This window comes from Pseudomonas sp. GM78, from assembly GCF_000282475.1.
In the GTDB taxonomy this organism is placed as follows: domain Bacteria; phylum Pseudomonadota; class Gammaproteobacteria; order Pseudomonadales; family Pseudomonadaceae; genus Aquipseudomonas.
This window is the reverse complement of the sequence record NZ_AKJF01000141.1, coordinates 1-24,802: the sequence shown is the minus strand read 5'-3', so window position 1 is coordinate 24,802 and position 24,802 is coordinate 1. Positions and strand designations below refer to the sequence as shown.

The window sequence follows — 24,802 nt, the reverse complement described above, 5'->3', positions numbered from 1 at the left end:
TCGCGTGTTCCCCAGCATAGCCATAGCCCCCATGGCCCGGCAGCACTATCAAAAGGCCGGTTGAGCCCCCATGAGCGACAGTGATGGAACTACCGTACCAACTATCACTGCACTGGATCAGTCCGTATTCGCCGCATCAGCCGAACTTGCGACATCGACCTTGAGGGTCTATCAACAAGGTTTCATTCATCCTGAGTGCCTGCCATGACGTCCCAGACCAATCGCCAATTTCTGCTCGCCAAACGCCCAGTGGGTGCCGCGACCCGGGAAACCTTTACCTATCAGGAAGTACCGGTCGGCGAGCCGGCTGCAGGCCAGATCCTGGTCAAGAACGAATACCTGTCCCTGGACCCGGCCATGCGCGGCTGGATGAACGAAGGCAAGTCCTACATCCCGCCGGTCGGTCTCGGCGAAGTGATGCGCGCGCTGGGCGTGGGCAAAGTCGTGGCTTCGAGCAACCCGGGGTTCGCAGTCGGCGACTACGTCAACGGCGCCCTCGGCGTGCAGGATTATTACCTGGGTGAGCCGCGCGGGTTCTATAAGGTCGATCCGAAACTCGCGCCGCTGCCGCGCTATCTGTCCGCGCTGGGCATGACCGGCATGACCGCTTACTTCGCGTTGCTCGACGTGGGTGCGCCCAAGGCCGGCGATACCGTGGTGCTGTCGGGCGCTGCCGGTGCGGTGGGCAGCATTGCCGGGCAGATTGCCAAGATCAAGGGTTGCCGGGTAGTCGGCATCGCCGGCGGCGCGGACAAGTGCAGGTTCCTCATCGACGAACTGGGTTTTGACGGTGTCATCGACTACAAGAACGAAGACGTCGTTGCAGGCCTCAAGCGCGAATGCCCCAAAGGCGTCGACGTGTATTTCGACAACGTCGGCGGCGACATCCTCGACGCGGTATTGAGCCGCTTGAACCTGAAAGCCCGGGTGGTGATCTGTGGCGCCATCAGCCAGTACAACAACAAGGAAGCGGTCAAGGGCCCGGCCAACTACCTGTCACTGCTGGTCAACCGCGCACGCATGGAAGGTTTTGTGGTGATGGACTACGCCGCGCAGTTCGCCGCCGCCGGACAGGAAATGGCCGGCTGGATGGCCAAGGGGCAACTCAAGAGCAAGGAAGACATCGTGGAGGGGCTGGAGACGTTCCCGGAGACGCTGATGAAGTTGTTCAGCGGGGAGAATTTCGGCAAGTTGGTTCTGAAGGTTTGAAGTCACCATGTAGGAGTGAGCCTGCTCGCGATAGCGTTGTATCAGACAACATTCATGTCGACTGACACGCCCTCATCGCGAGCAGGCTCACTCCTACAGGTTTAGCGGCGATCACGCCAGCTCGGCGACCACCGAAGCCAGTGCCTTGGCCGGATCCGCCGCCTGGCTGATCGGACGGCCGATCACCAGGTAATCGGAACCGGCATCCAGCGCCTGGCGCGGAGTCAGGATGCGGCGCTGGTCGTCCTGGGCGCTGCCCGCCGGACGAATCCCCGGGGTCACCAGTTGCAGCGACGGGTGCGCCGATTTCAGCGCCTGGGCTTCCAGGGCCGAGCACACCAGGCCATCCATCCCGGCTTTTTCCGCCAGTGCCGCCAGACGCAGCACCTGCTCCTGCGGCTCGATGTCCAGACCGATACCGGCCAGGTCCTCACGCTCCATGCTGGTCAACACCGTCACACCGATCAGCAGCGGTTTTGGCCCGGTACGCTGGTCCAGCACTTCGCGGCAAGCCGCCATCATGCGCAGGCCACCGGAGCAGTGGACGTTGACCATCCACACGCCCATTTCCGCCGCGGCCTTGACCGCCATGGCCGTGGTGTTGGGGATGTCGTGGAACTTGAGGTCCAGGAACACTTCGAAACCCTTGTCTCGCAGGGTGCCGACGATTTCCGAAGCGCAGCTGGTGAACAGTTCTTTACCGACTTTGACCCGGCACAGTTTCGGGTCCAACTGGTCGGCCAGCTTCAGTGCGGCGTCACGGGTAGGGAAATCCAGGGCGACGATGATAGGAGTCTGGCAGGCGGACATGAGTGGGCTCTCAGGCAAGTCGAAATCGGCGCGCATTGTAGCGGAACCAATGGCCCTGCGGGACCCGATGATCGGTAAATCGTCGAGAACGCTCAGGCAAGACTAGCCTTTGCGGCAATTGTGTCGAGTTCGGTACAGTCACGACACGCACTCAACATCCTTGCCCGCTACCCTCGGCAACCGCAATACGTCCTTACCTCAGCGCTTCCCGCCTCCAGGCAGGACGCCTATGCTGGAACCACAACCTCGCGGCCTATCTTTGTGGTTGGCAGCCTACCTGGCAGATGAACGCACGCATGTACAACACTCCAGCCCCCGTGAACGACGATCAAAAAGCGCCCGGCGATGAGAAACGCTGGAGCATTCGCGCACTGATCGTCGACGATGACGTGCCGATCCGCGAGCTGATGATCGACTACCTGGCCCGTTTCAACATCCATGCCAGCGGTGTCACCGACGGTGCCGCCATGCGCCTGGCGATGCAGGCGGAGCATTTCGACGTGGTGGTGCTCGACCTGATGCTGCCCGGTGAAGACGGCCTGTCGCTGTGTCGCTGGTTGCGCGGCGAATCGGATATTCCGATCCTGATGCTCACGGCCCGCTGCGAACCCACCGACCGGATCATCGGCCTTGAACTTGGCGCCGACGACTACATGGCCAAGCCGTTCGAACCCCGCGAACTGGTGGCACGCATCCAGACCATCCTGCGTCGGGTGCGGGACGACCGCAGCGAACAACGGGCGAACATCCGCTTCGACAATTGGCGCCTGAACAGTGTGCTGCGCCAATTGATTGCAGCCGATGGCCTGGTGGTGCCGCTGTCGAATGCCGAATTTCGCCTGCTGTGGGTATTCATTGAACGTCCGCGCCGGGTCCTGAGCCGCGAGCAACTGCTGGATGCCGCTCGTGGCCGTTCGATCGAAGCCTTCGATCGCAGCATTGACCTGCTGGTGTCGCGCCTGCGGCAGAAACTCGGTGACGACCCCAAGGCACCGCAACTGATCAAAACCGTGCGGGGTGAGGGTTACCTGTTCGACGCCCGGGATATCGGCTGATGCGGACGCGCTTCGATACGTTGTTCGGCCGCCTGTTTGGTGTCCTGCTGATCGCGATTATCCTGGCGCACCTGCTGGCATTTGCCTGGTTTCACTATTACGGCCCGCCGCCTCCGCCCACTCGCCCTCCCCGGCCTTGGTTCGGCGGACCGCTGGTGCCGCTGACGTTCCAGCTGATCTCGCTGATCATTGCCGCCTGGTACGGCGCCAAACTGCTCAGCCGGCCGATTCAGCGCCTGAGCGATGCAGCCGAGCGCCTGAGTGAAAACCTCGACAGTGTGCCGCTGGAGGAGTCTGGCCCACGGGAAGCGCGGCAAGCGGCGCATACGTTCAACAAAATGCAGCAACGCATCATCGAGCAGGTCAAGCAGCGCTCGCGCATGCTCGGTGCGGTTTCCCACGACCTGCGCACGCCCCTGTCGCGGCTCAAACTGCGCCTGGAACAGATCGACGACGACAAGCTGCAAGGGCAGATGCGCCAAGATCTGGACGACATGATCAGCATGCTTGATGCGACCCTCGGCTACCTGCACGAACAGCGCACCAGCGAGGCATCACAGTGGATGGATGTGCAAGCGCTGGTCGAGTCCCTGAGCGAAAACGCCCAGGACCAGGGTGCCGACGTCCAGGCCAGCGGTCATTGCGCGCCGCTGCAAGTCCAGCCGATGGCGTTGCGCTCCTGTATCAACAACCTGCTGGACAATGCCTTGCGTTATGCCGGGAACGCGCTGATCACGCTTGAAGACAATCGCGAACAGCTGGTGATCCGGGTCATCGACCACGGTCCGGGGATCGCGGCGGATAAACGCGAAGCGGTGTTCGAACCGTTCTTTCGATTGGAGGGCTCACGCAATCGCAACTCCGGCGGCGTCGGCCTGGGCATGACCATTGCTCGCGAGGCGGCGCAACGGTTGGGCGGGCAGCTCAGCCTGGAAGAGACGCCCGGTGGCGGGCTGACGGCGATCATCCGCCTGCCCAGGTCCTGACATTCAGCGACGGTCATCGACCCGAGACTGGCTCTTGCTCCAGTCGGTCAACAGGCTGTAGGCCACGGCCAGCAACGTCGGCCCGATAAACAGGCCAATGAATCCGAACGCGATCAACCCGCCAAACACCCCAAGCAACACGATCACCAGCGGCAAATTCCCGCCCCGGCTGATCAGGTAAGGCTTGAGCACGTTGTCCACGCCACTGATGATGAACATGCCCCAGATGCCGAGGAACACCGCCATGCCGTACTCACCCTTCCAGGCCAGCCAGGCAGTGGCCGGAATCCATACCAGCGGCGGCCCCATGGGAATCAGGCTGAGCAGGAAGGTCACGATACCGAGCACCAGTGCCCCGGGGACGCCGGCAATCAGGAATCCGATCAGCGCCAGGACCGCCTGGGCCGCGGCGGTGCCGATCACGCCGTTCACCACCCGTTGCACCGTGCCCGCCACCAGCTCGATGTAATACCCGGCACGTTGACCGATCAGCCGCTCCAGCAAACCATGAACAAAGGCCGCCAACCGTGGGCCGTCGCGATAGAAAAAGAACACGAAGACGATGCTCAGGGTCAGCTCGAGGATGCCGCCGCCAATCTGCGCGCTACGCGCCAACAACCAGTTGCCGACCTGCCCCAGATAAGGCTTGAGCGACACCATCATCGCCGCGCCCTGCTGATCGACACTGTTCCAGATGACCACCAGCCGCTCGCCTACCAGGGGAATGCCGCCCAGCCAGGTCGGCGCTTCAGGCAGGCCGTCGACCTGCACATCCTTGATGAACGCCGTGGCGTCGCGCACGTGGTCCGCCAGGTTGAACCCCAGCCACACCAGGGGCGCCGCCACCAGCACCATCCAGCCTACGGTCAGCAGGGCCGCCGCCAGGGACTCGCGACCATTGAGCCAGCGGGTCAGCAGGCGCATCAGTGGCCAACTGGCGAAGGCCAGCACCGCGCCCCAGAACAGGGCCGACCAGAACGGCGCCATCACCCAGAAGCTCGCGCCAAACAGCACCAGCAGCAGGATCTGCACCAACAGCCGATCGTTATTGATCATCACAGTCTCGAAAAAATCATTCAGCAAAAAGAGTAGGCGAACACGCCGCGCGTGTTCGCCGGATATCGCTTATCGCAGCAGTTTGATATGCAGGCCAGCGCCTTCGACACCACCGGCTTCCATCCGTGCAGCACGTACGCCCTGTTCGATCAACGACTGGCGCCAGGCTTCGGCGTTGGGCCCCGACACACTGACCCGCAAAGTCGTGTCCAGGTTCAGGCCCCGGGAGATCAGGCGCAGCCAGGTGTCATCGGGTGCTTGCGTCAGCTTGGGGAAGTCGAGTTCACCGGTACTCTTGAGCTCGCGCAGCAAGGTCGCGGACGTCGGCAGCAAATCCCCCAACGGGGCGATGGCGTCGAATTGTTCGACGTGCAGATAGGCTTTGCGATTGCCACGGGTGATGCTGTAGAGCGCCACCAGCGTGTTGTCCTGAGGGGCGGCCAGGCGCAGCAGCAGGTACGCCTGCTCATTATCGGCGCCATAGAGCTTGGCGTTACCGAACACTTCGTTGGCCCACAGGCTGCTTTCGCCGCAATCTCGAGCCTGGCACCAGAACAGCAACTGCGCGTCCTGCTGCTGCAGCGCTTCGCGCGCAGCGGTGAAGGCCTGGGTCGAGGAATGCTCCGGCGGCAATTCATAGGTCACCGAGGTGACATGCCCGCGGGCACTGACCTGTCCGTCAAAGCGCAGCTGGCCGCTGATCTTGCGGATCGAACCCAGCGGGTAGATTCGTTCAAGCTCTGCCGAGGGGCGATAGTCGACGATCTGCGCATCGGTCATGCGCGGCACGATCGGCAAGTCCTGACTGCCAGGCAGATCGGCGGCTAATGATAGAGGACTGAAACAACAGAGCATCAGCAAACTGAGTGAGCGCATGGATGGACTCATCAGATCGGCATGACCTTGTGGCCATTCGGGGTCGCAGCGGTGTAGAGGTCTGTCATGGTTGTCTCCCTTTTCAACCCGCCCAGCCTCGACAGTTGCCCGGCGCAAGTCAAGGAATGGCGAAGAACCGATTGAAACAGTCTGCGACAAGGTCGGCGCCGGGTTCGTCATTCAGGTGCAAATGATGGCCGCCTGGCAGCTGTTCAAGGCTAAAGGGTAGACGCTCCAGCAACTCCGGATGTTTGGCGAGCATGCCGTCGGCGGCGACCACCAGTTTCGCCGGGCAAGCGACCCGCTGGACGAAGGCCATGGCCTGCTCGGTAGTCAGGCGCAGCGGCGATGGCAGCGTGAGGCGATTGTCGGTGCGCCAGGTGTAGCCGCCCGGCACCGGCATCAAGCCACGCTGGGCCAGCAGCTCGGCGGCTTCGCGACTGACCGCCACCAGGCCTTTCATGCGCGCTTCGATGGCGCGGTCCTGGGTGCTGTAGACCGGTTTGCGCTTTTCCCGCAGGTCCAGTTGCGCCTGCAGGGCCATGCCCATGCGCTCGGCAGCGTTTTCACCTTTGTCCGTGGGCGGAATGACACCGTCAATCAATGCCAGGTGAGTGACACGCTGCGGTAGCGAGCCAGCAATGATCAGCGATGCGATGGCGCCCATCGAATGCCCCAGCAACGCAAACCGCTTCAGGCCAAGCTGCTCTGCCACTTGCAGCACATCGTGGGCATAGTCCCACATGGCGTAACCGGCGCCCGGCGGGCGGTGCCCCGAATGCCCGTGGCCGGCCATGTCCAGGGCGATCACGCGCAGGCCTTTGAGCTTGGGTGCCAGGCGGGCGAAGCTGTTGGCGTTGTCCAGCCAGCCATGCAGGGCAATCACCGGCAAACCGTCTTCGGGCCCGAACAAGTGCGCCGCCAACTCGATATGCGGCAGGCTCAGGCGGACTTCTTCGACGACCTGGCTCATGCGCAATCCTGTTGCTGGCGACCGTCCCAGCGGTTGAACAGGTTTTTCAGCATTACAGCTGTCTCCTGCGGACGCTCCAGAGGAAACATGTGCCCGCCAGGCATGCTCAGCGCCTCGCCATTGGGCATGCGCCCGACCGAACTGGTGTGATGGCGCATCACTACCCGGCTCTCGTGCCCGCGAACGACCGCCAGCGGCACTTTCAACTGCCGTAAGCGGCCGGGGCTGGTGTGCGGTACGCCCCGGTAGATGCTGATTTCCGTGGCCGGATCGAAACGCAGGCGCAACCTGTCGCCGACTTCCTGCAAACCATAGTGCAGGTAGGCATCGAAACACTCCGGATCGAAGCTGCGAAACAGGCTCTTGCCGGCGAAATAACGCCGGGCGCTCTCGAGATCGGCGAATTCTTCACGACGACCCAGGGTGCGACCGGCCGGGGTCAGGCGGTCGATGAAACCCAAACGCTTGGCCGCGCGGATGACCCATTGATCGGTGCGCGTCAGCACCGGCGAATCGAGCATCACCACACCGCGATACAACTCGGGGCAACGCAGCGCCGCGTGCAGATGCAGTACGCCACCGAAGGAATGACCGACGCCCCACACCGGCTGTGTCTGTTGTTGCAGGTGGTGGATCAGTTCATCCACCAGGTTGTACCAGTTGTCGTCCGCTGGAAAACGCGGATCATGGGCGTGTTGCTCCAGATGCGTCACCTGAAATTCCGGTGCCAGCGCCGCAAACAACTTGCCGTAGGTTCCCGAAGGAAAACCATTGGCGTGGGCGAAAAATATCTGTTGCGACATACCTGCAAATCCATGAGCGAGATCAGGCGTTGATTGTCCGCAAGACCGCGTCCCGCAGCAATGACCGTAACTGACAGGAATGATGACAGTCCGGCCATGCAAATAAGGGAACGCGGGCTTCAACGGGCCGGCGGATTCTCACCCAGCGGCACCACGGCCATGGTCAACCGCGACACACAACTGGCCTTGCCTTCGTCACTGGTCAAACGGATATCCCAGACATGGGTGGTACGCCCGATGTGAATCGGCTTGGCCACCGCCGTCACTCGCCCGCTGCGCAAGCCGCGCAGGTGGTTGGCGTTGATTTCCAGCCCCACGCAGTAAAACTTGCTGGTATCGATGCACAGGTAGCTGGCCATGGAGCCGACGGACTCAGCCAGCACCACCGAAGCGCCGCCATGCAGCAAGCCATACGGCTGGTGAGTGCGATGGTCGATGACCATGCTCGCGGTCAGGGACTCTTCATCGAAGGCTTCGAAACGGATGTCCAGCAGTTCGCCGATGGTGTTTTTCTGAATGGCGTTCAGCTGTTCGATGTTGGGAAGGGTACGCCACAGACTCATAGCAGGTTTTCCTCGTTGGTTTTATTCGTGGCTCAATCCTGCCACAGCACCGCTTCGCTGCGCTCGCTCCATTCTTCGAAGCGAGCGCCGTATGTGGCTTCGATGACGTTGCGCTTGATCTTCAGGGTCGGCGTGAGAAAGCCGTTTTCCACCGCCCAACTGTCCTTGACCACCACCAGTCGCCGCAAGCGTTCGTGCTTGTCGAGGGCGTTGTTGACCTCTTCCAGCAGCTTCTCCAGGCTTGAGTGCAAACCGGCCCGTGCCTCCTGCTGGCCGACGGCCGACAGCACGCACAGGCCCAGTGGCGCACTCAAGCCATCACCGACCACGCACACCTGCTCGATGCGCGAATGCACCGCGAGGCGATTTTCGATCGGAGCCGGCGCGACGTACTTGCCTTTGCTGGTCTTGAAGATTTCCTTCAGGCGCCCGGTCAGGCGCAGGTTGCCTTCGGCATCTTCCTCGCCCTTGTCACCGGTGCGCAGGAAGCCGTCCTCGGTGAGGGTGTCTGCGGTTTTCTGCGGATCCTTGAAATACCCGAGCATGGTTGCACCGCTGCGCACCATGACCTCGCCCGATTCGTCGATGCGCACCTCGACCTCCGGGCAAGGCATGCCAATCCAGCCGGGTTTGTTCTGCCCCGGCAGGCAAATATGCGAGTAACCGCAACTTTCCGTCATGCCATAGACCTCCAGCACGTCCAGTCCGAGCTTGCGATACCACAACAGCAAACTCAGGGGCACCGGCGCGGCACCGGACAAGGCAACGCGCAAGGCATCGAGCCCCAACCCGGCGAGGACTTTGTGCCCGATCCGCTTGCCGATAATCGGCAAGCCGAGGAGGAAATCCAGGCGTTTCTCCGGAATCTTGCTGTACACCCCCATTTGGAATTTGGTCCAGATGCGTGGCACGCCAAACAGCGCTGTTGGCCGCGCACGGCGCAGATCCGTCAGGAAGGTGTCGAGGCTTTCGGCAAAAAACACGGTTTGCCCGGTATAAATCGATGCCAGTTCGACGAACATCCGCTCGGCAACGTGGCACAACGGCAAATATGACAGCAGTCGATCCGACTCATTCAGGCCGAACAACTGCGTGCCGCGGGCGGTGGCGAACCCCAGATTGCCGAAGCTGTGCATCACGCCCTTGGGCATGCCGGTGGTGCCGGACGTGTAGATGATGGTCGCCAGTTGATCGGCGGCGGGCTTGGGATCGTCCTGGATCGGCGAGCTGCGCTGCAGGTCGTCCCAGCTGAAATCGAAGGTGCCGGGCGGATGCAGCGGCAGGCTGATGGTCGGCAGGTCGGGATTCACCCCACGGGACATGCCAGGCCAGTCATCGAGTTTGCCGATGAATACCAGCGCCGCTTCGGAGTGTTCGAGCACCTGGGCCACCGATTCGGCGGTGAGGTTGGGGTACAACGGCACCGAGACATGCCCGGCCATCCAGATCGCCAGGTCGGCAATGATCCAGTGCGCGCAGTTTTTCGAGATCAGGGCGATGTGACTGCCTTGGGGCAGTTCCCGGGATCGCAGCCAATGGGCCGCGCAACGCGCCTGGTGACCGACGTCCTCCCAGGTCAAGGTCTCGACATGACCACCGCCCACAGGCTGGACAAGAAAGCGCTGGCGGGGATGACGGGCCTCGCGTTCGTAGAAAATGTCCAGGGGCAAACGAAAAGCAGCAGGCATGCGACTCGCTCCTTTGTTTCCGGGTCTGGAGCAAGCGTAGCCAACCAAGCAAATGCTTGGTTATAAATTTTTGGACATCAAGATCAAAAGATCGCAGCCTGCGGCAGCTCCTACATGGAGTTCGTAATGACCCTGTAGGAGCTGCCGTAGGCTGCGATCTTTTGCTTTTAAGGGTGCTTGATGCTGTTGAGCTTCATCGCGCCGATCAGCAGTTCATTGCTTTCAAGCTCCGCCAGGCCAGCGGTGCTAACTCTTTCGGGCGGATGCCCGGCGCCATGTTGCAGGTAGCTGAGCAGGTTCCCCACCAGCGGATTATGGGAAACCAGCAGCACGTTGGTCACCGACTTCAGCTGATCGGTCACTCGATCGGGATCGAAATCCGGGGTCAGCCACTCAACCGTGCGGATTTCCGGTTCGAAACCCAATGTATCTTTCACCAGGTGCGCGGTTTGCTGCGCTCGCATGTAGGGGCTGGCATAAATCGCTGTTAGCGGCTGGCCAATCAGGTTGGCAGCGGCACGCAGCACTTCCTTACGACCATTGTCGGTCAGCTCCCGCTCCGAATCGTGGGGTTTGGAACCGTGTGGCTCGGCTTCACCATGACGCAATACCCAGAGTTTCATAGCTTGGGTTCCTCATCTCGGGCCGGATGCGGTGCAGGCGCCACGACGTGCGGCGCTTCACCTTCCGGCGTACGCGGCGTCGGCCAATCGGCGAACGGCCAGGGTTTCTGGTCGCTGTGGAAGCTGCCGAAACGACCGATCTGTGCCAGGAACTGGCTCAGACTGTCGCCGAAGTTCATCAGGCTGGCGCTCGGGGCGCCATAGATCAAACGATAGATCAACTGCACCAGCACCACCGCGCCAAGCATGAATTGCGCCACCTGCCAGACCAGCAGGAACACCACCATCCACAGCACTCGAAGCAGAATGGACTCGTATCTGGCTTCTACTTTTTGATCACTCATGTCTCGCTCCGTTCCTGTGAAATAAGGGTTCAGTTGAAGCCGCTGGTGGAAATAAAGTCGACATCGGTCTTCGGCTCGCCGCGCATCAACAGCCCGATCACCTGCTCAAGCGTGCGCCCTTCGAACAAAATTGCGTGCAGCCCGGCGACCAACGGCATGTACACGCCCACCTCCTGAGACTTGGCCTTGAGCACCTTGAGCGTGTTCACGCCTTCGGCGACTTCGCCGAGGCGATTGACCGCCTCATCGAGGCTCAAGCCCTGGCCGAGGGCGAAACCGACCTGATAGTTACGGCTTTTTGGCGACGAGCAGGTCACGATCAGGTCACCCACGCCCGCAAGGCCCAGGAAGGTCATCGGGTTGGCACCCTGATTGACCGCGAAGCGCGTCATTTCCGCCAGCGCCCGGGTAATCAGCATGCTCTTGGTGTTTTCGCCCATGCCCATCGCCACTGCCATGCCGGCGATGATCGCGTAGACATTTTTCAACGCCCCGCCCAGCTCCACGCCAAAACGGTCGGCGCTGGCATACACGCGGAAGGTGCGGCCGTGCAGCACCTCCTGGACATGCTGGCAGAGCGCCTCGTCTTCGCTGGCGACCACCGTGGCAGTCAACGCGTGTTCGGCGATTTCACGGGCCAGGTTCGGCCCGGACAACACACCGATGCGTGCCAGCGGCGCGATCTCTTCGAGAATCTGGCTCATCAGCTTGAACGTGTGGGCTTCGATGCCCTTGGTCAGGCTCACCAGCATTTTGCCGCTTAGCCGATCGGCATGCGGGGCCAGCACCGTGCGCAACGCGCTGGAGGGCAGCGCGACAAAACTCAGGTCGCAGGCCTCCAGGGTGGCCAGCAGATCAGTGATCGGCGTCACGCCGGGCAGAATCTTGATGCCTTTGAGGTAACGCGGATTCTCGCGGTTGACCCGGATGGCCTCGGCCTGTTCGGGGTCACGCATCCATTGCAGGACTTGATGACCATTTTCAGCCAGCAGGTTAGCCACGGCGGTACCAAAACTGCCGCCTCCCAAGACCGCGATCGGGCGCTGTTGAGTCATATGTAATCCGTTAATCCATACCAGTGGCGATGCCCGCATTATACGGAGCGCCCCGGTGTCGGCCAGTCCCCGCGTCAATTACCGGTATGCGTAGGAAGAAGTCCGGTAATACCTAGGAAAATGCTTACATCGTGACTGGAAAAGTCAACGAGCTCGGTTAACATGCGCGCCATCGATCGTTAACAAGGATGCGTTGTGTCCCTGGGTTCGCCTTCCCCCCGTTCGCCGCTGGTCCTGGCGCTGGTGTTCAGCTCGCCGGTGCTGGCCGACGACTTGTTTCTCGACAGCGAACCGTTGCCGCAAGTACTGACGGCCACGCGCCTGAAACAGTCGCCGGCTGCCGTGCCGGGAAGCATGACGGTGCTCGACAGCGCGCTGATCAATGCCAGCGGCGCCCGGGATATCAGCGAAGTGCTGCGCCTGGTGCCGGGAATGATGGTCGGCAACATCAGCGGCAACCAGGCCACGGTGAATTACCACGGCACCAGCGCTGCCGAAGCGCGGCGCATGCAGGTATTGATCGACGGCCGCTCGGTGTACCGCGCGGGGCTGGCCACGGTGGACTGGAGCGATATTCCGGTGGCCATGGAGGACATCGAGCGAATCGAGGTTTTCCGCGGCCCGAACACCGTCAGCTATGGCGCCAATGCGCTGATGGCGGTGGTCAACATCATCACGCGCAACCCGGCCGACAGCCATGGTACGCGCCTGAAAGTCACCCGCGGCCAGCGTGGCATCGACGACTTTTATGCCAGCCAGGGCGTGGGTTGGGACGACGGCGATCTACGCCTGTCCCTGTCCGGCCAGCAAGACGATGGCTTCGACGTTGACCGCAATGGCGGTGACTACCATGACAGCCGACGCCTGAAGCGCTTCAACCTCGCCGTCAGCCAAACGCTCGACGAACGGCAAAGCATCGATTGGCAGGTGAATGCCAAGGACGGCACCAATCAGCGACCCTATACCTACCGCCCGGTGTTTTCGGGGACTACCCGCGCCGGAGACAATTCCGACGTCAACGCCAAGGATTACGCCGGCTCGTTGCGCTGGAACTTCGACATCAATTCCGAGCACAGTCTTTACATCCAGGGTTCGGCCCAGCATTGGGACCGTCAGCAAACCTGGCGCGCCTGTGATGCCGAAGTATCGTTCAGCCCCGAACTCACCGAGCTCTGGCGACTCGACCCGAACTACACTGAACGCCTGGCACGCAACATCGAGAGCTTCCTGGGCTCCGGTGCACCCGAGGGCGATCCGGCTAAACGCGCGCTGGCCAATCAAGTCCTCGACCAGTGGCGCAACGGCGCGCGGCAAACGGTCTGCGGCGATATCGACCAAAGCACCCGGGAGACGCGCTACGACCTTGAACTGCAAGACACCCTGAGCCTGTCCGATAACCTGCGGCTGGTCAGCGGCTTGAACTATCGTTACGACCGGGCAGATTCCGAGACCTACTTCAATGGCACCCTCGACGACACCACCTGGCGAGCCTTCGGCCAGCTCGAATGGCGCGCCAGCGAACACTGGCTACTGCAGGGCGGAGCCATGTTCGAGGACACCCAGTTGATCGGCAGCTCACTGACCCCACGGATGGCGGTCAACTACCTGATCAATCCACGCCATGGCTTGCGTGCGGTGTACTCGGAAGCGATCCGCTCCCCGGACATGTTCGAGAACAACGTCAACTGGAGCTACCAGGTCACCCACCTGCAACCCGGCGCCTTTGGCCAGTCCAGTGCCGGCTATTTCGTCAAGACCCGCGGGGCCGGTGACCTCGACCAGGAACACATGCGCTCCCGGGAACTGGGCTACAACGGTTACTTTGCCGAATCGGGGCTGGCCGTCGACGTAAAGCTGTTCTACGACGAGATCACCGGGATGATCAGCGAGCCGCTGCGCAACAACCAGTACATCGCCAGCAATGCCAACAGCGCGCGCTATACCGGAGCGGAAACCCAGCTCGACTGGAAGATCGGCAGTGTCGACCGGTTGCGCCTGACTTATGCCTACGTCGATGCCGACGCGAGCAACCTGCAGGATGCGCAACAGACTGCACGCAACAGTGGCTCTGCCGCCTGGTTGCGCGACTGGGGCCATGGCTGGAACAGCGCGCTCTTCTATTATGCTGACGACGCGCTCAACGGCTACCGCTTCGAACGCGTCGACACGCGCATCGCCAGGCGCATCCGCCTGGGCAAGACGCATCTGGAACTGGCCGGTGTGCTTCAGCAGCGCCTCGACAACCAGCCCACCACCTTTATCGACAATAATTATGACGAGCGTCGCATGATGTATTTCAGCGCGCAATTGGCCTTTTAATATGCCGCATCGTCCGTCGCGCAAGCCGCCAACCCTTGGCCATCTGCTGGCCCTGGTTTGCCTGATACTCGCTGGCTGGCTACACAGCCTGGCGGTCAGCGCTGCGGACATTCTCCTCACCGGTGTCGACGATAGCCCCGGCGTGCAATCCTTTGCCCAAGCACTGGGGCAACTGCGACCGGCAGACACCGTGCGCTTCCAGCCGCTGGCCAGCCTGCCGTCACCGGACAAGCTGGCGGCGGACACTCGCTTGATCCTGCTCGACCTGCCCAGTCTCGACTGGCGCCTGCAGGACCCCCGCGGCCCGGCGACGCTGGTGCTGCGCATCAGCCGCCTGCAGGCACGGCAACATCTGGGGCACTCCGTGCCTGCGCACCTCAGCCTGCTCTGGAGCGATCCGCCACTGGACCGCCAATTGCGCCTCACCCGCGTACTTCTGCCCGAGGTCAAACGGGTAGGCGTCCTGTACGACAGCCATAGCGAGTTCCTGTTGCGGGAACTGCGCCAGGCCGCCCACCCCCTGGGCCTTGAAGTGGTCACCGAGCGCTGGGAAAACACCCAGGACAGTCGCCCCTTACAGGCGTTGCTGGACAACAGCGATGTCGTGCTGGGCCTCGACGATCCAGATCTGTACAACCCGAAAACCGCAAAAAACCTGTTGCTCAGCAGCTATGCGCGACAGCTGGCCTTGATCGGCCCCAATGCAGGATTCGTCAAGGCCGGGAGCCTGGCCAGTACCTACAGTGATCAGAGCGACTGGCTGGCGGTGCTCGATGAGCTGCTTAACCTGCCGCCCGCCACGTGGCCACGTTCGCAGTATCCACACCGTTTCAAAGTCTCGAGCAATGCGCAGGTGTCTCGTTCCCTGGGTCTTGAACAGGTAAACGAAGCGGCTGTCGCCACGTTGCTGGCAGAAGGAGAACGCCACCCATGACCTTCCGTCGCCGCTGGGACATCAGTACCCGCACCCAGATCATCAGCCTCGGCCCCGCCCTGCTGCTGACGTTGCTGTTGATCAGCTTCTTCACCTTCGTGCGGATCCAGGATTTGCGCCAGGAGCTCAACCACACCGGCCAGCTGATTGCCAACCAACTGGCGCCGGCCACCGAATACGGGGTGATTTCGGGCAATAACGAGGTGCTCGAGAGCCTGCTCAAGGCCACGCTGGCCACGCCCAACGTACGCTTCCTGGAAGTGCAGGACAGCGCCGACCGGATTCTGGTGTACGTCGAGCAACCGTCGGCAAATTATCAGAAGCCGCACCAGATCGAAGTCTTCCAGGCCCCCGTGCGCCTGCAACGGATCGCGCTGCACAATGATTTTTTCCAGGATGGCACCGTGGCCCCCACGGCACCCGCCGAGGATTACCTGGGCCGGGTGATCGTCGGCCTGTCCAATGATGCGTTCAGCCAGCGCCAGCAAGAGATCCTGCTCAAGGCCGGCATCCTGGCGCTGTTCGCCCTGCTGTTCACCTTCATGGTCGCCCGGCGCCTGGCCGCGAGCCTGTCGCAACCGATCCGCGATATTGGCAATGCGGTCAAGGCGATCCAGGCCGGCGACTACAAAACGCCCCTGCCCATCGTTGACGACACCGAACTGGGCGCCCTGTCGCAACACATCAACAACCTCGCCAGGGGGCTCGAGCAGGCCAGCCACGAACAGCACCAGGCCATGGCGCAGTTGATCCAGACCCGCGAGGAAGCAGAAAAAGCCAACAACGCCAAGTCCGATTTCCTCGCCATGATGAGCCACGAACTGCGCACGCCGATGAATGGCGTGCTGGGCATGCTGCAGTTGCTGGAAACCACCCAGATGACCGAAGAACAGCTCGAATACGCCGCGCTGGCCTCCGAATCCACCGAGCACTTGCTCAAAGTCATCAATGACATTCTGGATTTTTCGCGTATCGAACGCTCGGAACTGGAGCTGGAGCATATTCCGTTCAACCTCGCGGACCTGATCGGCAGTTGCGCCCAGTCGTTCCAGCACAGCGCCATACAACGCGGGCTCGATCTGCAGTTGCAGATTCCGGAGGACATGCGCGCGCTGCAGGTTCAGGGCGATCCGACGCGCATCAGGCAAATACTGGTCAATCTGGTCGGCAATGCCCTGAAGTTTACCGAACAGGGGCGCGTGCGCATCGAATCGCAATGGCAGTCCCTGGATCATGAACTGCTGTGGTTCACCTGCACGGTACGCGACAGCGGGATTGGCATTCCGCCCGAAAGCCTGGAATTGATGTTCGATGCGTTTCAGCAGGCCGACAGTTCAATTTCAAGACGCTATGGCGGCACCGGCCTGGGCCTGCCGATTGCCCGCACGCTCGCAGAACGCATGGGTGGCACCTTGCGCGCCCAGAGCGAGGAAGGCCGTGGCTCGGTGTTCACCCTGGAAATTCCGCTGGCGTTGTATCAACAGGCCTTGCCGGCGCGGTTACCGCGCGTATCGACCCACAAGGGTGACGGCGAAGGACGCAATGTGCTGCTGGTCGAGGACAACCCGGTCAACCAGACCGTGATCGAAGCCATGCTGCGCAGCCTGGGCTTTACCGTGAGCGTCGCCGCCGATGGTGCCCAGGCGGTGCGCAGTGCCGAGAGCCTGATTTTCGAAGCGATCCTGATGGACTGCCGATTACCGGTCATCGACGGTTATGAGGCGACCCGGCAGATCCGTGAACTGCCCGGCTGCACCGACTTGCCAATCATTGCCCTGACCGCCAACGCCTTGCAGGGGGATCGTGAAGCCTGCCTGTCGGCGGGAATGAACGATTACCTGGCCAAGCCCTTCAAACGCACTGATCTTCAGCAAATTCTGCAGCGATGGGTGCAGTAGTACAGGCCTTTCGAGCATCTGCGACTGGCGTGAAAGGCGAAAGTGCGGCAGTCTTAGGCACCCGTACAAGCCCGAAAAGGGACTTGATTAAAAATTTCAGTGCACAAGTGTACATTCATGTCCTTGGTGCTGTGACTTTCACTACAACGCAATAGTCTATGAGTAGGCTGCCGGTTCGAGGCATGAACGCTTCGATCGGCCGGGAAGATTTGCCCCACCTGCCGCATGGGACTATTGAGGAGCTCGCATGACCAAACAAAACGCCTTTACCCGGGAAGACCTGCTGCGCTGCAGTCGCGGTGAGCTGTTCGGCCCAGGTAACGCGCAACTGCCCGCCCCGAACATGCTGATGGTCGATCGCATCACCCTGATCAGCGAAGAGGGTGGCAAGTACGGCAAAGGTGAATTGGTCGCCGAGCTGGATATCACTCCGGACCTGTGGTTCTTCGCCTGCCACTTCGAAGGCGATCCGGTGATGCCGGGCTGCCTGGGCCTCGACGCCATGTGGCAACTGGTCGGTTTCTTCCTGGGCTGGCAAGGCCTGCCGGGCCGTGGCCGTGCGCTGGGTTCGGGCGAAGTGAAATTCTTCGGCCAGGTCCTGCCGACCGCCAAGAAAGTCACCTATAACATTCATATCAAGCGCGTCCTCAAAGGCAAGCTGAACCTGGCCATTGCCGACGGTTCGGTGACTGTTGACGGTCGCGAAATCTACACCGCCGAAGGCCTCCGGGTCGGCGTGTTCACCTCCACTGACAACTTCTAAGGGTTATCCGCATGCGCCGCGTCGTTATCACTGGTCTGGGCATCGTTTCGTGCCTGGGCAATGACAAAGAGACCGTCTCCGCTAACCTGCGTGCAAGCCGCCCTGGCATCCGGTTCAACCCGGAATATGCCGAAATGGGTCTGCGTAGCCAGGTTTCCGGCTCCATTGACCTCAACCTTGAAGAGCTGATCGATCGCAAGATCTATCGCTTCGTCGGCCACGCGGCAGCTTATGCCTACCTGGCCATGAAAGACGCCATCGCCGACTCGGGCCTGACCGAAGAGCAAGTGTCCAACCCGCGTACTGGCCTGATCGCCGGTTCCGGTGGCGCATCGACCCTGAACCAGATGGAAGCGCTGGACATCCTGCGCGAGAAAGGCGTCAAGCGCGTCGGCCCATACCGCGTAACGCGGACCATGAGCAGCACCGTTTCCGCTTGCCTGGCCACACCGTTCAAGATCAAGGGCCTGAACTACTCCATCGCTTCTGCCTGCGCCACCAGTGCTCACTGCATCGGTACCGCCATGGAACAGATCCAGATGGGCAAGCAGGACATCGTGTTCGCCGGCGGCGGTGAAGAAGAGCACTGGAGCCAGTCGTTCCTGTTCGACGCCATGGGCGCACTGTCCAGCAAGCGCAACGACACCCCGGAACAAGCTTCCCGTGCCTACGATGCCGACCGTGACGGTTTCGTCATCGCTGGCGGTGGCGGCATGGTCGTGGTTGAAGAGCTGGAACACGCTCTGGCCCGCGGCGCGAAGATCTACGCGGAAATCGTAGGCTACGGCGCGACTTCCGACGGCTACGACATGGTTGCCCCAAGCGGCGAAGGCGCAATCCGCTGCATGCAGCAGGCGCTGTCCACCGTCGACACCCCGATCGACTACCTGAACACCCACGGCACTTCGACTCCGGTCGGCGACGTCGCGGAAATGAAGGGCGTGCGTGAAGTGTTCGGCGACAAGGCTCCGGCCATAAGCTCCACCAAGAGCCTGTCGGGTCACTCCCTGGGCGCCGCCGGCGTTCACGAAGCGATCTACTGCATGCTGATGATGGAAGGCAACTTCATTGCCGGTTCCGCCAACATCGACGAGCTGGACCCGGAAGTGGCCGACCTGCCGGTGCTGACCAAGACCCGCGAAAACGCCACCATTAACACCGTGATGAGCAACAGCTTCGGTTTCGGTGGCACCAATGCCACGCTGGTACTGAAGCGCTGGGAAGGCAAGTAATTCCCCGCTGTTGAGCCGCACATGAAAACGCCCCGACTGGTTCGGGGCATTTTTTTTTGCCTTGAGAAAACCTCACGGTAAATATAAACCCCTGTGGGAGCTGGCTTGCCAGCGATGACGTCGGCCCAGCCAACATCAGCATCGCCTGACACATCGCTATCGCTGGCAAGCCAGCTCCCACAGGGTAGAAGTTACCTGTTCAACATGAAGCTTTTGTCATGGAACTCAACGGCCTGCGACTGAATGTCGCGGATTACGCGGGCTGCAGGACTGTTTCCAATTCTGCAACAAACCCTTTCCAAACTCAGTCGTTTACTTAGCAAGCTACCAAACCTATAACAGAGTCCTGCACATGCCTTGCTGCAGATAACAGAGATTGGAGCTAGCAGATGACTGTCAAAGTAACTGAACGCGACGATTCACATATGTCCCATGAAGGCGTAGCCGCCGGCATCCGGATCTGGGATGTGTACCAACAGGACCTGCTGGTCGGGATGTTCCATTCCGAGACTGACGCCCACAACTACAAGGCCGAACTGGAAACCCTGGAGCAGCAAAGAGAACTTCGCTCCGCCTGAGCAATGACAGCATTGAAAACGACAAACCCCGCCATGAGCGGGGTTTGTCGTTATAGCAGGCGTTAACCGCTTACCACATCAGATCATCCGGGATCTGATAGGCCGCGTACGGATCGTCCTCGGCGGCCACTTCTTCGGTCTTCACATTCAGTTGCACGATACGTTGCGGATCGCGCTCCTGGATCTTCAGGGCGGCTTCACGGGGAATCACTTCATAGCCGCCGGCGTGATGCACGATGGCCAGCGAACCGTTACTGAGCTTGTTGCGCATCAGGGTGTTGACCGAGAGGCGCTTGACCTTCTTGTCGTCTACGAAGTTGTAGTAGTCCTCGGTCGTCAACTTGGGCAGGCGCGTGGCTTCGATCAATTGCTTGATCTGCGCGACACGAGCCTTGGCCTCGACTTTTTCCTGCTGCTGGCGGTTGAGTTCCTGGTCGCGCTTGACCTTCTCGGCCATGGCTTCCTGGGCCGCACGCTGCTGGGAATCATCCAGCTCTATCTGGCCTTTGTGGGCCAGGCGTTGCTGTTTCTGCTTGTCTTTGCTGACCTGCTTGGCCTGCTTCTGGTTGACCAGCCCTGCTTTGAGCAACTGGTCGCGAAGGGAAATGCTCATGGTGCTTATTACTCACTTAGGCAACTGCTCAACCGCAGCTGGGCACATTCTTTTCCTGGCGTTTGGCTTCACCCCACAGGGCGTCCAACTCTTCGAGGGTGCAATCTTCCATGGGACGGTGGGTGTCGCGCAATGCCTGTTCGATAAAACGGAAGCGTCGTTCGAATTTGCTGTTGGCGCCACGCAGCGCGGTTTCCGGATCGACCTTGAGGTGACGCGCCAGATTGACCACGGAAAACAGCAGATCGCCGACTTCATCGGCAATCGCCACCGAGTCGTTGTCGGCCATCGCTTCGAGTATTTCATCGAGTTCTTCACGAACCTTGTCCAGCACCGGCAGCGCATCGGGCCAGTCGAAACCGACCTGCCCTGCACGCTTTTGCAATTTGGCCGACCGGGACAGCGCTGGCAGCGCGGCAGGGACGTCATCGAGCAAGGACAGCTGTTGAGGTGCGGCGGATTTCTCCGCGCGCTCTTCGGCCTTGATCTCTTCCCAGCGCTGCTTGACCTGCTCTTCATTCAAGCGCGGTACATCCAGCGGTGCGTACAGATCACCAGTGGGAAATACATGCGGGTGACGGCGGATCAGCTTGCGGGTGATGCTGTCGACCACGCCGGCGAATTCAAAACGCCCTTCCTCCCGGGCCAGTTGGCTGTAATACACCACCTGGAACAGCAGATCCCCCAACTCGCCCTGCAAATGATCGAAGTCGCCGCGCTCGATGGCATCGGCGACTTCATAGGCTTCCTCGAGGGTGTGCGGGACGATGGTGGCGTAGGTTTGCTTGATGTCCCACGGGCAACCGTACTGCGGGTCGCGCAGGCGGTTCATCAGGTGTAGCAGGTCTTCAAGGCTGTACATTAATTATGTCTCACCACAATACCCTGTAGGAGTGAGCCTGCTCGCGATAGCGGTGTATTAGTCACCTTTGATGCTGACTGATACACCGCTATCGCGAGCAGGCTCACTCCTACAGGGGGCCTCTTCACGGCGTACGGTTACGCCGCGTTTCGATGATGTTCGGCAACTGGGAAATCCGCCCCAGCAAGCGCCCCAGCGCGTCCAGCCCCGGAATCTCGATGGTCAGGGACATCAACGCAGTGTTGTCCTCCTTGTTCGAGCGGGTATTGACCGCCAGCACGTTGATCCGCTCGTTGAGCAGCACCTGCGAGACGTCACGCAACAGTCCGGAACGGTCGTAGGCACGGATGACAATGTCCACCGGATAGGTGAGCACCGGTACCGGCCCCCAGCTGACCTGGATGATACGCTCCGGCTCGCGCCCGCCCAGTTGCAGCACCGAGGCGCAATCCTGGCGGTGAATGCTCACGCCACGGCCCTGGGTGATGTAGCCGACGATCGCATCCCCTGGCAGCGGCTGGCAGCAGCCCGCCATCTGGGTCATCAGGTTGCCCACGCCCTGGATCTGGATATCGCCACGCTTGCCCGGTTTGTAGCCGGTGGCCTTGCGTGGAATCAGCTCCAGCTGTTCGTTGCCGCGTTCCGGCTCGACCAGTTGCTGTGCCAGGTTGACCAGTTGCGCCAGGCGCAGGTCGCCGGCACCGAGCGCGGCGAACATGTCCTCGGCAGTCTTCATGTTGGCCTTGTCGGCCAGCTTGTCGAAATCCACCGCTGGCAGGCCGAGGCGATTGAGTTCACGTTCCAGCAGGGTTTTACCGGCCGCGACGTTCTGATCGCGGGCCTGCAACTTGAACCAGTGAACGATCTTCGCCCGCGCCCGAGACGTGGTGACATAACCCAGGTTCGGGTTCAGCCAGTCGCGGCTCGGGGTGCCATGCTTGCTGGTGATGATCTCGACCTGTTCACCGGTTTGCAGGCTGTAGTTGAGCGGCACGATGCGCCCGTTGATCTTGGCGCCACGGCAGTTGTGACCGATCTCGGTGTGCACGCGGTAGGCAAAGTCCAGAGGCGTCGCGCCCTTGGGCAAATCGATGGCGTGACCGTCCGGGGTGAAGATGTAGACCCGATCCGGTTCGATATCGACCCGCAGCTGTTCGGCCAACCCGCCAATGTCGCCCAGCTCTTCGTGCCACTCGAGCACCTGACGCAGCCAGGAGATTTTTTCTTCATAGTGATTGGAGCCGGACTTGACGTCGGTGCCCTTGTAGCGCCAATGCGCGCAGACACCGAGTTCGGCTTCCTCATGCATCGAGTGCGTGCGGATCTGCACTTCCAGCACCTTGCCCTCGGGCCCGATCACCGCTGTATGCAGCGAGCGATAGCCGTTTTCCTTGGGGTTGGCGATGTAGTCGTCGAACTCTTTGGGGATGTGCCGCCAGAGGGTGTGGACGATGCCGAGCGCGGTGTAGCAGTCGCGCATTTCCGGCACCAGCACACGCACGGCGCGCACGTCGTAGATCTGGCTGAACTCCAGGCCCTTGCGCTGCATCTTGCGCCAGATCGAATAGATATGTTTGGCCCGGCCGCTAATATCAGCATCGACCCCGGTGGCCTGCAACTCGTTTTTCAGCTGGCTCATCACGTCGCTGATGAAGCGCTCGCGATCCAGTCGCCGCTCGTGGAGCAACTTGGCGATCTGCTTGTACTGGTCTGGCTCCAGGTAACGGAAGGACAAGTCTTCCAGTTCCCACTTGATGTGACCGATACCCAGGCGATGGGCGAGCGGCGCGTAGATGTCGAACACCTCGCGGGCGACGCGGTTGCGCTTTTCGTCATCGGCGGTTTTCACCGCACGGATCGCACAGGTACGTTCGGCCAGTTTGATCAGGGCCACACGAACGTCGTCGACCATGGCCACCAGCATCTTGCGCAGGTTTTCCACCTGGCCCTGGGTACCCATCACCATGGATTTACGCGGGCTCAGGCTGTCGCTGATCGCCGCCATGCGTTGCACGCCGTCGATGAGTTTGGCAACGACGGGACCAAAGCGTTGGCTGACCGCCGGCAACGGGATCTGGCCTTCACGCACGCCCCGGTAGAGAACCGCGGCAACCAGCGAATCCTGATCGAGCTTGAGGTCGGCGAGAATCTCGGCGATCTCAAGGCCGGTGCGGAAACTCGAAGTCCCTTCGGACCATAAATTCTTCGCCGCATTGGCTTGTTGTTCGGCCTCGCGAGCGTACTCGCAGGCTTCTTTCAAGGCTTCGCGATCCAGTGCCAGATCGACACTGACCGCGTGATCGAGCCAAGCCTCGAGATTGATACTGCCGTCGGTGTTGATCGGCTGGTGTGCTCTCACCTGTACCATCTTGCTTACCTTCCCTACGACGCAGATTCAATGCGTCAAATCGCTGACCTTCGTTGCCCATGAGCCCACGTCGGGCTGGTACGCGGCTGCACGGGCGGGCCAGTCGGACCAGACGAGCATCCTAGCTCGCTTCAAATAACGCCATGGCTTCGACATGTGCCGTCTGAGGAAACATATCGAGAATCCCGGCACGTTTTAACCGGTAGCCCTGCTTGATCAATTCAATGGTGTCGCGCGCCAGGGTTGCCGGGTTGCACGACACATACACCAACCGCTCGGCCCCCAGGGACTTGAGCTTGCGCACGACCTCGAAAGCGCCATCACGCGGTGGGTCCAAGAGTACCGCACAAAAGCCTTCACGCGCCCATTCGGCATCGGTCAAAGGCTGGGATAAATCGGCCTGAAAAAACTGCACATTATTCAGATTGTTGCTGATTGCGTTCGCTGCGGCGCGATCGACCATCACCTGCACACCCTCCACCGCCACGACTTCGCGAACGGCTTTGGCCAGCGGCAAGGCAAAGTTACCCAACCCACAGAATAGATCGAGAACTCGCTCATCGGCTTGCGGTTTCAGCCAGTCCAGCGCCTGGGCAACCATCGCTTCGTTGACCCCGGCATTGACCTGGATGAAATCCCCAGGCCGATACGCCAGATTCAAATCCCATTGTTCAAGACGATAGCCCAGGGACTGATCGACCTCGACAGGCTGCGGTTCGCCCTCCCCGTGCAGCCACAACTGGGCTTCATGGAACGCACAGAAATCCTTGAGGATGGTCATGTCACTGTCGGACAACGGCGCCATGTGCCGCAGCAACACCGCCAGCGATGAACCGCTGAACAATTCCACGTGCCCGAGTGCCTGGGGCTTGCTCAAACGCCGCAGCATTTCCGGCAAGCGGCTCATGATCGGCTGCAAGGGCTGTACCAGTACCGGGCAATCATCGATGCCGACAATGTCATGGCTGCCGGCAGCGCGAAAACCGACTTCGAGCTTCTTCGCTTTCATGTCCCAGCGCACCGCTACCCGGGCGCGACGGCGATAGGCGAATTCCGGGCCGCTCAAAGGCGCGGCCCATTCTTCGGGCTCGACACCGGCGACCTTCGACAATTGCTCGGCGAGCATGCGCTGTTTCAGGGCGAGTTGTTCGTTGTGCGGCAGATGTTGCACGCTGCAGCCGCCGCAACGGCTGG

Annotated in this window: 23 protein-coding genes; 9 read left to right on the top strand and 14 right to left on the bottom strand. The window is 61.1% G+C overall.

What is annotated here, in order from left to right; genetic code table 11:
• Window positions 1–204: 204 nt before the first annotated feature.
• Window positions 205–1,209: an NADP-dependent oxidoreductase gene (locus PMI35_RS08900; RefSeq protein ID WP_008062891.1), complete on the top strand. Its 1,005-nt coding sequence runs from the start codon at window positions 205–207 to the stop codon at window positions 1,207–1,209.
• 111 nt (window positions 1,210–1,320) lie between these two features.
• On the opposite strand, the gene pyrF is transcribed toward PMI35_RS08900, so the two are convergent.
• Window positions 1,321–2,019 carry an orotidine-5'-phosphate decarboxylase gene (gene pyrF, locus PMI35_RS08905; protein ID WP_008051442.1) on the bottom strand — a complete coding sequence of 233 codons (699 nt, stop codon included), beginning with the start codon at window positions 2,017–2,019 and terminating at the stop codon, window positions 1,321–1,323.
• Window positions 2,020–2,315: 296 nt separating this feature from the next.
• Here pyrF and PMI35_RS08910 point away from each other — a divergent pair, with 296 nt between their 5' ends.
• A complete protein-coding gene (locus PMI35_RS08910; RefSeq protein ID WP_032831861.1) occupies window positions 2,316–3,074 on the top strand; it encodes a response regulator in 759 nt (252 codons plus the stop codon).
• A complete protein-coding gene (locus PMI35_RS08915) occupies window positions 3,074–4,060 on the top strand; it encodes a sensor histidine kinase (protein WP_008062889.1) in 987 nt (328 codons plus the stop codon). The genes PMI35_RS08910 and PMI35_RS08915 overlap by 1 nt, the downstream gene beginning before the upstream one ends.
• A gap of 3 nt (window positions 4,061–4,063) precedes the next feature.
• Here the strand turns inward: PMI35_RS08915 and PMI35_RS08920 are convergent, their stop codons facing one another.
• The 9 genes from PMI35_RS08920 to PMI35_RS08960 form a co-directional block, all read right to left on the bottom strand.
• On the bottom strand, window positions 4,064–5,116 hold the full coding sequence (locus tag PMI35_RS08920) for an AI-2E family transporter (protein WP_008062887.1): 1,053 nt from the start codon (window positions 5,114–5,116) through the stop codon (window positions 4,064–4,066).
• Window positions 5,117–5,185: 69 nt separating this feature from the next.
• Window positions 5,186–5,992 (bottom strand): DUF4892 domain-containing protein, encoded by an 807-nt coding sequence (locus PMI35_RS08925; protein ID WP_008062885.1) that lies wholly within the window; start codon window positions 5,990–5,992, stop codon window positions 5,186–5,188.
• Window positions 5,993–6,110: 118 nt separating this feature from the next.
• Entirely contained in the window at window positions 6,111–6,965 is an 855-nt protein-coding gene (locus tag PMI35_RS08930; RefSeq protein WP_008062882.1) for an alpha/beta hydrolase, read from the bottom strand.
• Window positions 6,962–7,768, bottom strand: coding sequence for an alpha/beta fold hydrolase (locus PMI35_RS08935; RefSeq protein WP_008062879.1), 807 nt, complete (start codon window positions 7,766–7,768; stop codon window positions 6,962–6,964). Before PMI35_RS08935 ends, PMI35_RS08930 begins: the two co-directional genes overlap by 4 nt.
• Window positions 7,769–7,887: 119 nt before the next feature.
• Complete coding sequence (locus PMI35_RS08940) at window positions 7,888–8,331, bottom strand: hotdog fold thioesterase (protein WP_008062877.1); 444 nt, start codon at window positions 8,329–8,331, stop codon at window positions 7,888–7,890.
• Window positions 8,332–8,363: 32 nt separating this feature from the next.
• Window positions 8,364–10,019 carry an AMP-binding protein gene (locus tag PMI35_RS08945; RefSeq protein WP_008062871.1) on the bottom strand — a complete coding sequence of 552 codons (1,656 nt, stop codon included), beginning with the start codon at window positions 10,017–10,019 and terminating at the stop codon, window positions 8,364–8,366.
• Between the two features lie 167 nt (window positions 10,020–10,186).
• Window positions 10,187–10,642: a phosphohistidine phosphatase SixA gene (gene sixA, locus PMI35_RS08950; RefSeq protein ID WP_008062870.1), complete on the bottom strand. Its 456-nt coding sequence runs from the start codon at window positions 10,640–10,642 to the stop codon at window positions 10,187–10,189.
• On the bottom strand, window positions 10,639–10,986 hold the full coding sequence (locus PMI35_RS08955) for a DUF4389 domain-containing protein (RefSeq protein WP_008062869.1): 348 nt from the start codon (window positions 10,984–10,986) through the stop codon (window positions 10,639–10,641). Before PMI35_RS08955 ends, sixA begins: the two co-directional genes overlap by 4 nt.
• Window positions 10,987–11,015: 29 nt before the next feature.
• Entirely contained in the window at window positions 11,016–12,041 is a 1,026-nt protein-coding gene (locus PMI35_RS08960) for an NAD(P)H-dependent glycerol-3-phosphate dehydrogenase (protein WP_008062868.1), read from the bottom strand.
• 195 nt (window positions 12,042–12,236) lie between these two features.
• Here PMI35_RS08960 and PMI35_RS08965 point away from each other — a divergent pair, with 195 nt between their 5' ends.
• From PMI35_RS08965 to PMI35_RS08990, 6 genes are all read left to right on the top strand, one after another.
• Entirely contained in the window at window positions 12,237–14,360 is a 2,124-nt protein-coding gene (locus tag PMI35_RS08965; protein WP_008062866.1) for a TonB-dependent receptor plug domain-containing protein, read from the top strand.
• A 1-nt stretch (window position 14,361) separates the two neighbouring features.
• Complete coding sequence (locus tag PMI35_RS08970) at window positions 14,362–15,294, top strand: ABC transporter substrate-binding protein (RefSeq protein WP_008062864.1); 933 nt, start codon at window positions 14,362–14,364, stop codon at window positions 15,292–15,294.
• On the top strand, window positions 15,291–17,192 hold the full coding sequence (locus PMI35_RS08975) for an ATP-binding protein (RefSeq protein ID WP_008062862.1): 1,902 nt from the start codon (window positions 15,291–15,293) through the stop codon (window positions 17,190–17,192). Before PMI35_RS08970 ends, PMI35_RS08975 begins: the two co-directional genes overlap by 4 nt.
• A gap of 247 nt (window positions 17,193–17,439) precedes the next feature.
• Window positions 17,440–17,955: a 3-hydroxyacyl-[acyl-carrier-protein] dehydratase FabA gene (gene fabA, locus PMI35_RS08980; RefSeq protein WP_003179264.1), complete on the top strand. Its 516-nt coding sequence runs from the start codon at window positions 17,440–17,442 to the stop codon at window positions 17,953–17,955.
• Window positions 17,956–17,966: 11 nt separating this feature from the next.
• Window positions 17,967–19,187: a beta-ketoacyl-ACP synthase I gene (fabB, locus tag PMI35_RS08985; RefSeq protein ID WP_007957797.1), complete on the top strand. Its 1,221-nt coding sequence runs from the start codon at window positions 17,967–17,969 to the stop codon at window positions 19,185–19,187.
• Between the two features lie 389 nt (window positions 19,188–19,576).
• Entirely contained in the window at window positions 19,577–19,765 is a 189-nt protein-coding gene (locus PMI35_RS08990; protein ID WP_008062860.1) for a hypothetical protein, read from the top strand.
• 70 nt (window positions 19,766–19,835) lie between these two features.
• Here the strand turns inward: PMI35_RS08990 and PMI35_RS08995 are convergent, their stop codons facing one another.
• The 4 genes from PMI35_RS08995 to rlmD all read right to left on the bottom strand — a co-directional run.
• A complete protein-coding gene (locus PMI35_RS08995) occupies window positions 19,836–20,378 on the bottom strand; it encodes a DUF2058 domain-containing protein (RefSeq protein WP_008062859.1) in 543 nt (180 codons plus the stop codon).
• Window positions 20,379–20,406: 28 nt separating this feature from the next.
• A complete protein-coding gene (mazG, locus tag PMI35_RS09000) occupies window positions 20,407–21,240 on the bottom strand; it encodes a nucleoside triphosphate pyrophosphohydrolase (protein WP_008062856.1) in 834 nt (277 codons plus the stop codon).
• Between the two features lie 124 nt (window positions 21,241–21,364).
• On the bottom strand, window positions 21,365–23,608 hold the full coding sequence (gene relA / locus PMI35_RS09005; protein WP_008062855.1) for a GTP diphosphokinase: 2,244 nt from the start codon (window positions 23,606–23,608) through the stop codon (window positions 21,365–21,367).
• Between the two features lie 121 nt (window positions 23,609–23,729).
• On the bottom strand, window positions 23,730–24,802 hold a 1,073-nt coding region (gene rlmD / locus PMI35_RS09010; protein ID WP_008062853.1), incomplete at its 5' end, for a 23S rRNA (uracil(1939)-C(5))-methyltransferase RlmD.

Bases quoted from the DNA above. Each gene is read 5' to 3' on its own strand.
- PMI35_RS08900 (WP_008062891.1), top strand. From the start codon at position 205: ATGACGTCCCAGACCAATCGCCAATTTCTGCTCGCCAAACGCCCAGTG.
- pyrF (WP_008051442.1), bottom strand. From the start codon at position 2,019: ATGTCCGCCTGCCAGACTCCTATCATCGTCGCCCTGGATTTCCCTACC.
- PMI35_RS08910 (WP_032831861.1), top strand. From the start codon at position 2,316: ATGTACAACACTCCAGCCCCCGTGAACGACGATCAAAAAGCGCCCGGC.
- PMI35_RS08915 (WP_008062889.1), top strand. From the start codon at position 3,074: ATGCGGACGCGCTTCGATACGTTGTTCGGCCGCCTGTTTGGTGTCCTG.
- PMI35_RS08920 (WP_008062887.1), bottom strand. From the start codon at position 5,116: ATGATCAATAACGATCGGCTGTTGGTGCAGATCCTGCTGCTGGTGCTG.
- PMI35_RS08925 (WP_008062885.1), bottom strand. From the start codon at position 5,992: ATGCGCTCACTCAGTTTGCTGATGCTCTGTTGTTTCAGTCCTCTATCA.
- PMI35_RS08930 (WP_008062882.1), bottom strand. From the start codon at position 6,965: ATGAGCCAGGTCGTCGAAGAAGTCCGCCTGAGCCTGCCGCATATCGAG.
- PMI35_RS08935 (WP_008062879.1), bottom strand. From the start codon at position 7,768: ATGTCGCAACAGATATTTTTCGCCCACGCCAATGGTTTTCCTTCGGGA.
- PMI35_RS08940 (WP_008062877.1), bottom strand. From the start codon at position 8,331: ATGAGTCTGTGGCGTACCCTTCCCAACATCGAACAGCTGAACGCCATT.
- PMI35_RS08945 (WP_008062871.1), bottom strand. From the start codon at position 10,019: ATGCCTGCTGCTTTTCGTTTGCCCCTGGACATTTTCTACGAACGCGAG.
- sixA (WP_008062870.1), bottom strand. From the start codon at position 10,642: ATGAAACTCTGGGTATTGCGTCATGGTGAAGCCGAGCCACACGGTTCC.
- PMI35_RS08955 (WP_008062869.1), bottom strand. From the start codon at position 10,986: ATGAGTGATCAAAAAGTAGAAGCCAGATACGAGTCCATTCTGCTTCGA.
- PMI35_RS08960 (WP_008062868.1), bottom strand. From the start codon at position 12,041: ATGACTCAACAGCGCCCGATCGCGGTCTTGGGAGGCGGCAGTTTTGGT.
- PMI35_RS08970 (WP_008062864.1), top strand. From the start codon at position 14,362: ATGCCGCATCGTCCGTCGCGCAAGCCGCCAACCCTTGGCCATCTGCTG.
- PMI35_RS08975 (WP_008062862.1), top strand. From the start codon at position 15,291: ATGACCTTCCGTCGCCGCTGGGACATCAGTACCCGCACCCAGATCATC.
- fabA (WP_003179264.1), top strand. From the start codon at position 17,440: ATGACCAAACAAAACGCCTTTACCCGGGAAGACCTGCTGCGCTGCAGT.
- fabB (WP_007957797.1), top strand. From the start codon at position 17,967: ATGCGCCGCGTCGTTATCACTGGTCTGGGCATCGTTTCGTGCCTGGGC.
- PMI35_RS08990 (WP_008062860.1), top strand. From the start codon at position 19,577: ATGACTGTCAAAGTAACTGAACGCGACGATTCACATATGTCCCATGAA.
- PMI35_RS08995 (WP_008062859.1), bottom strand. From the start codon at position 20,378: ATGAGCATTTCCCTTCGCGACCAGTTGCTCAAAGCAGGGCTGGTCAAC.
- mazG (WP_008062856.1), bottom strand. From the start codon at position 21,240: ATGTACAGCCTTGAAGACCTGCTACACCTGATGAACCGCCTGCGCGAC.
- relA (WP_008062855.1), bottom strand. From the start codon at position 23,608: ATGGTACAGGTGAGAGCACACCAGCCGATCAACACCGACGGCAGTATC.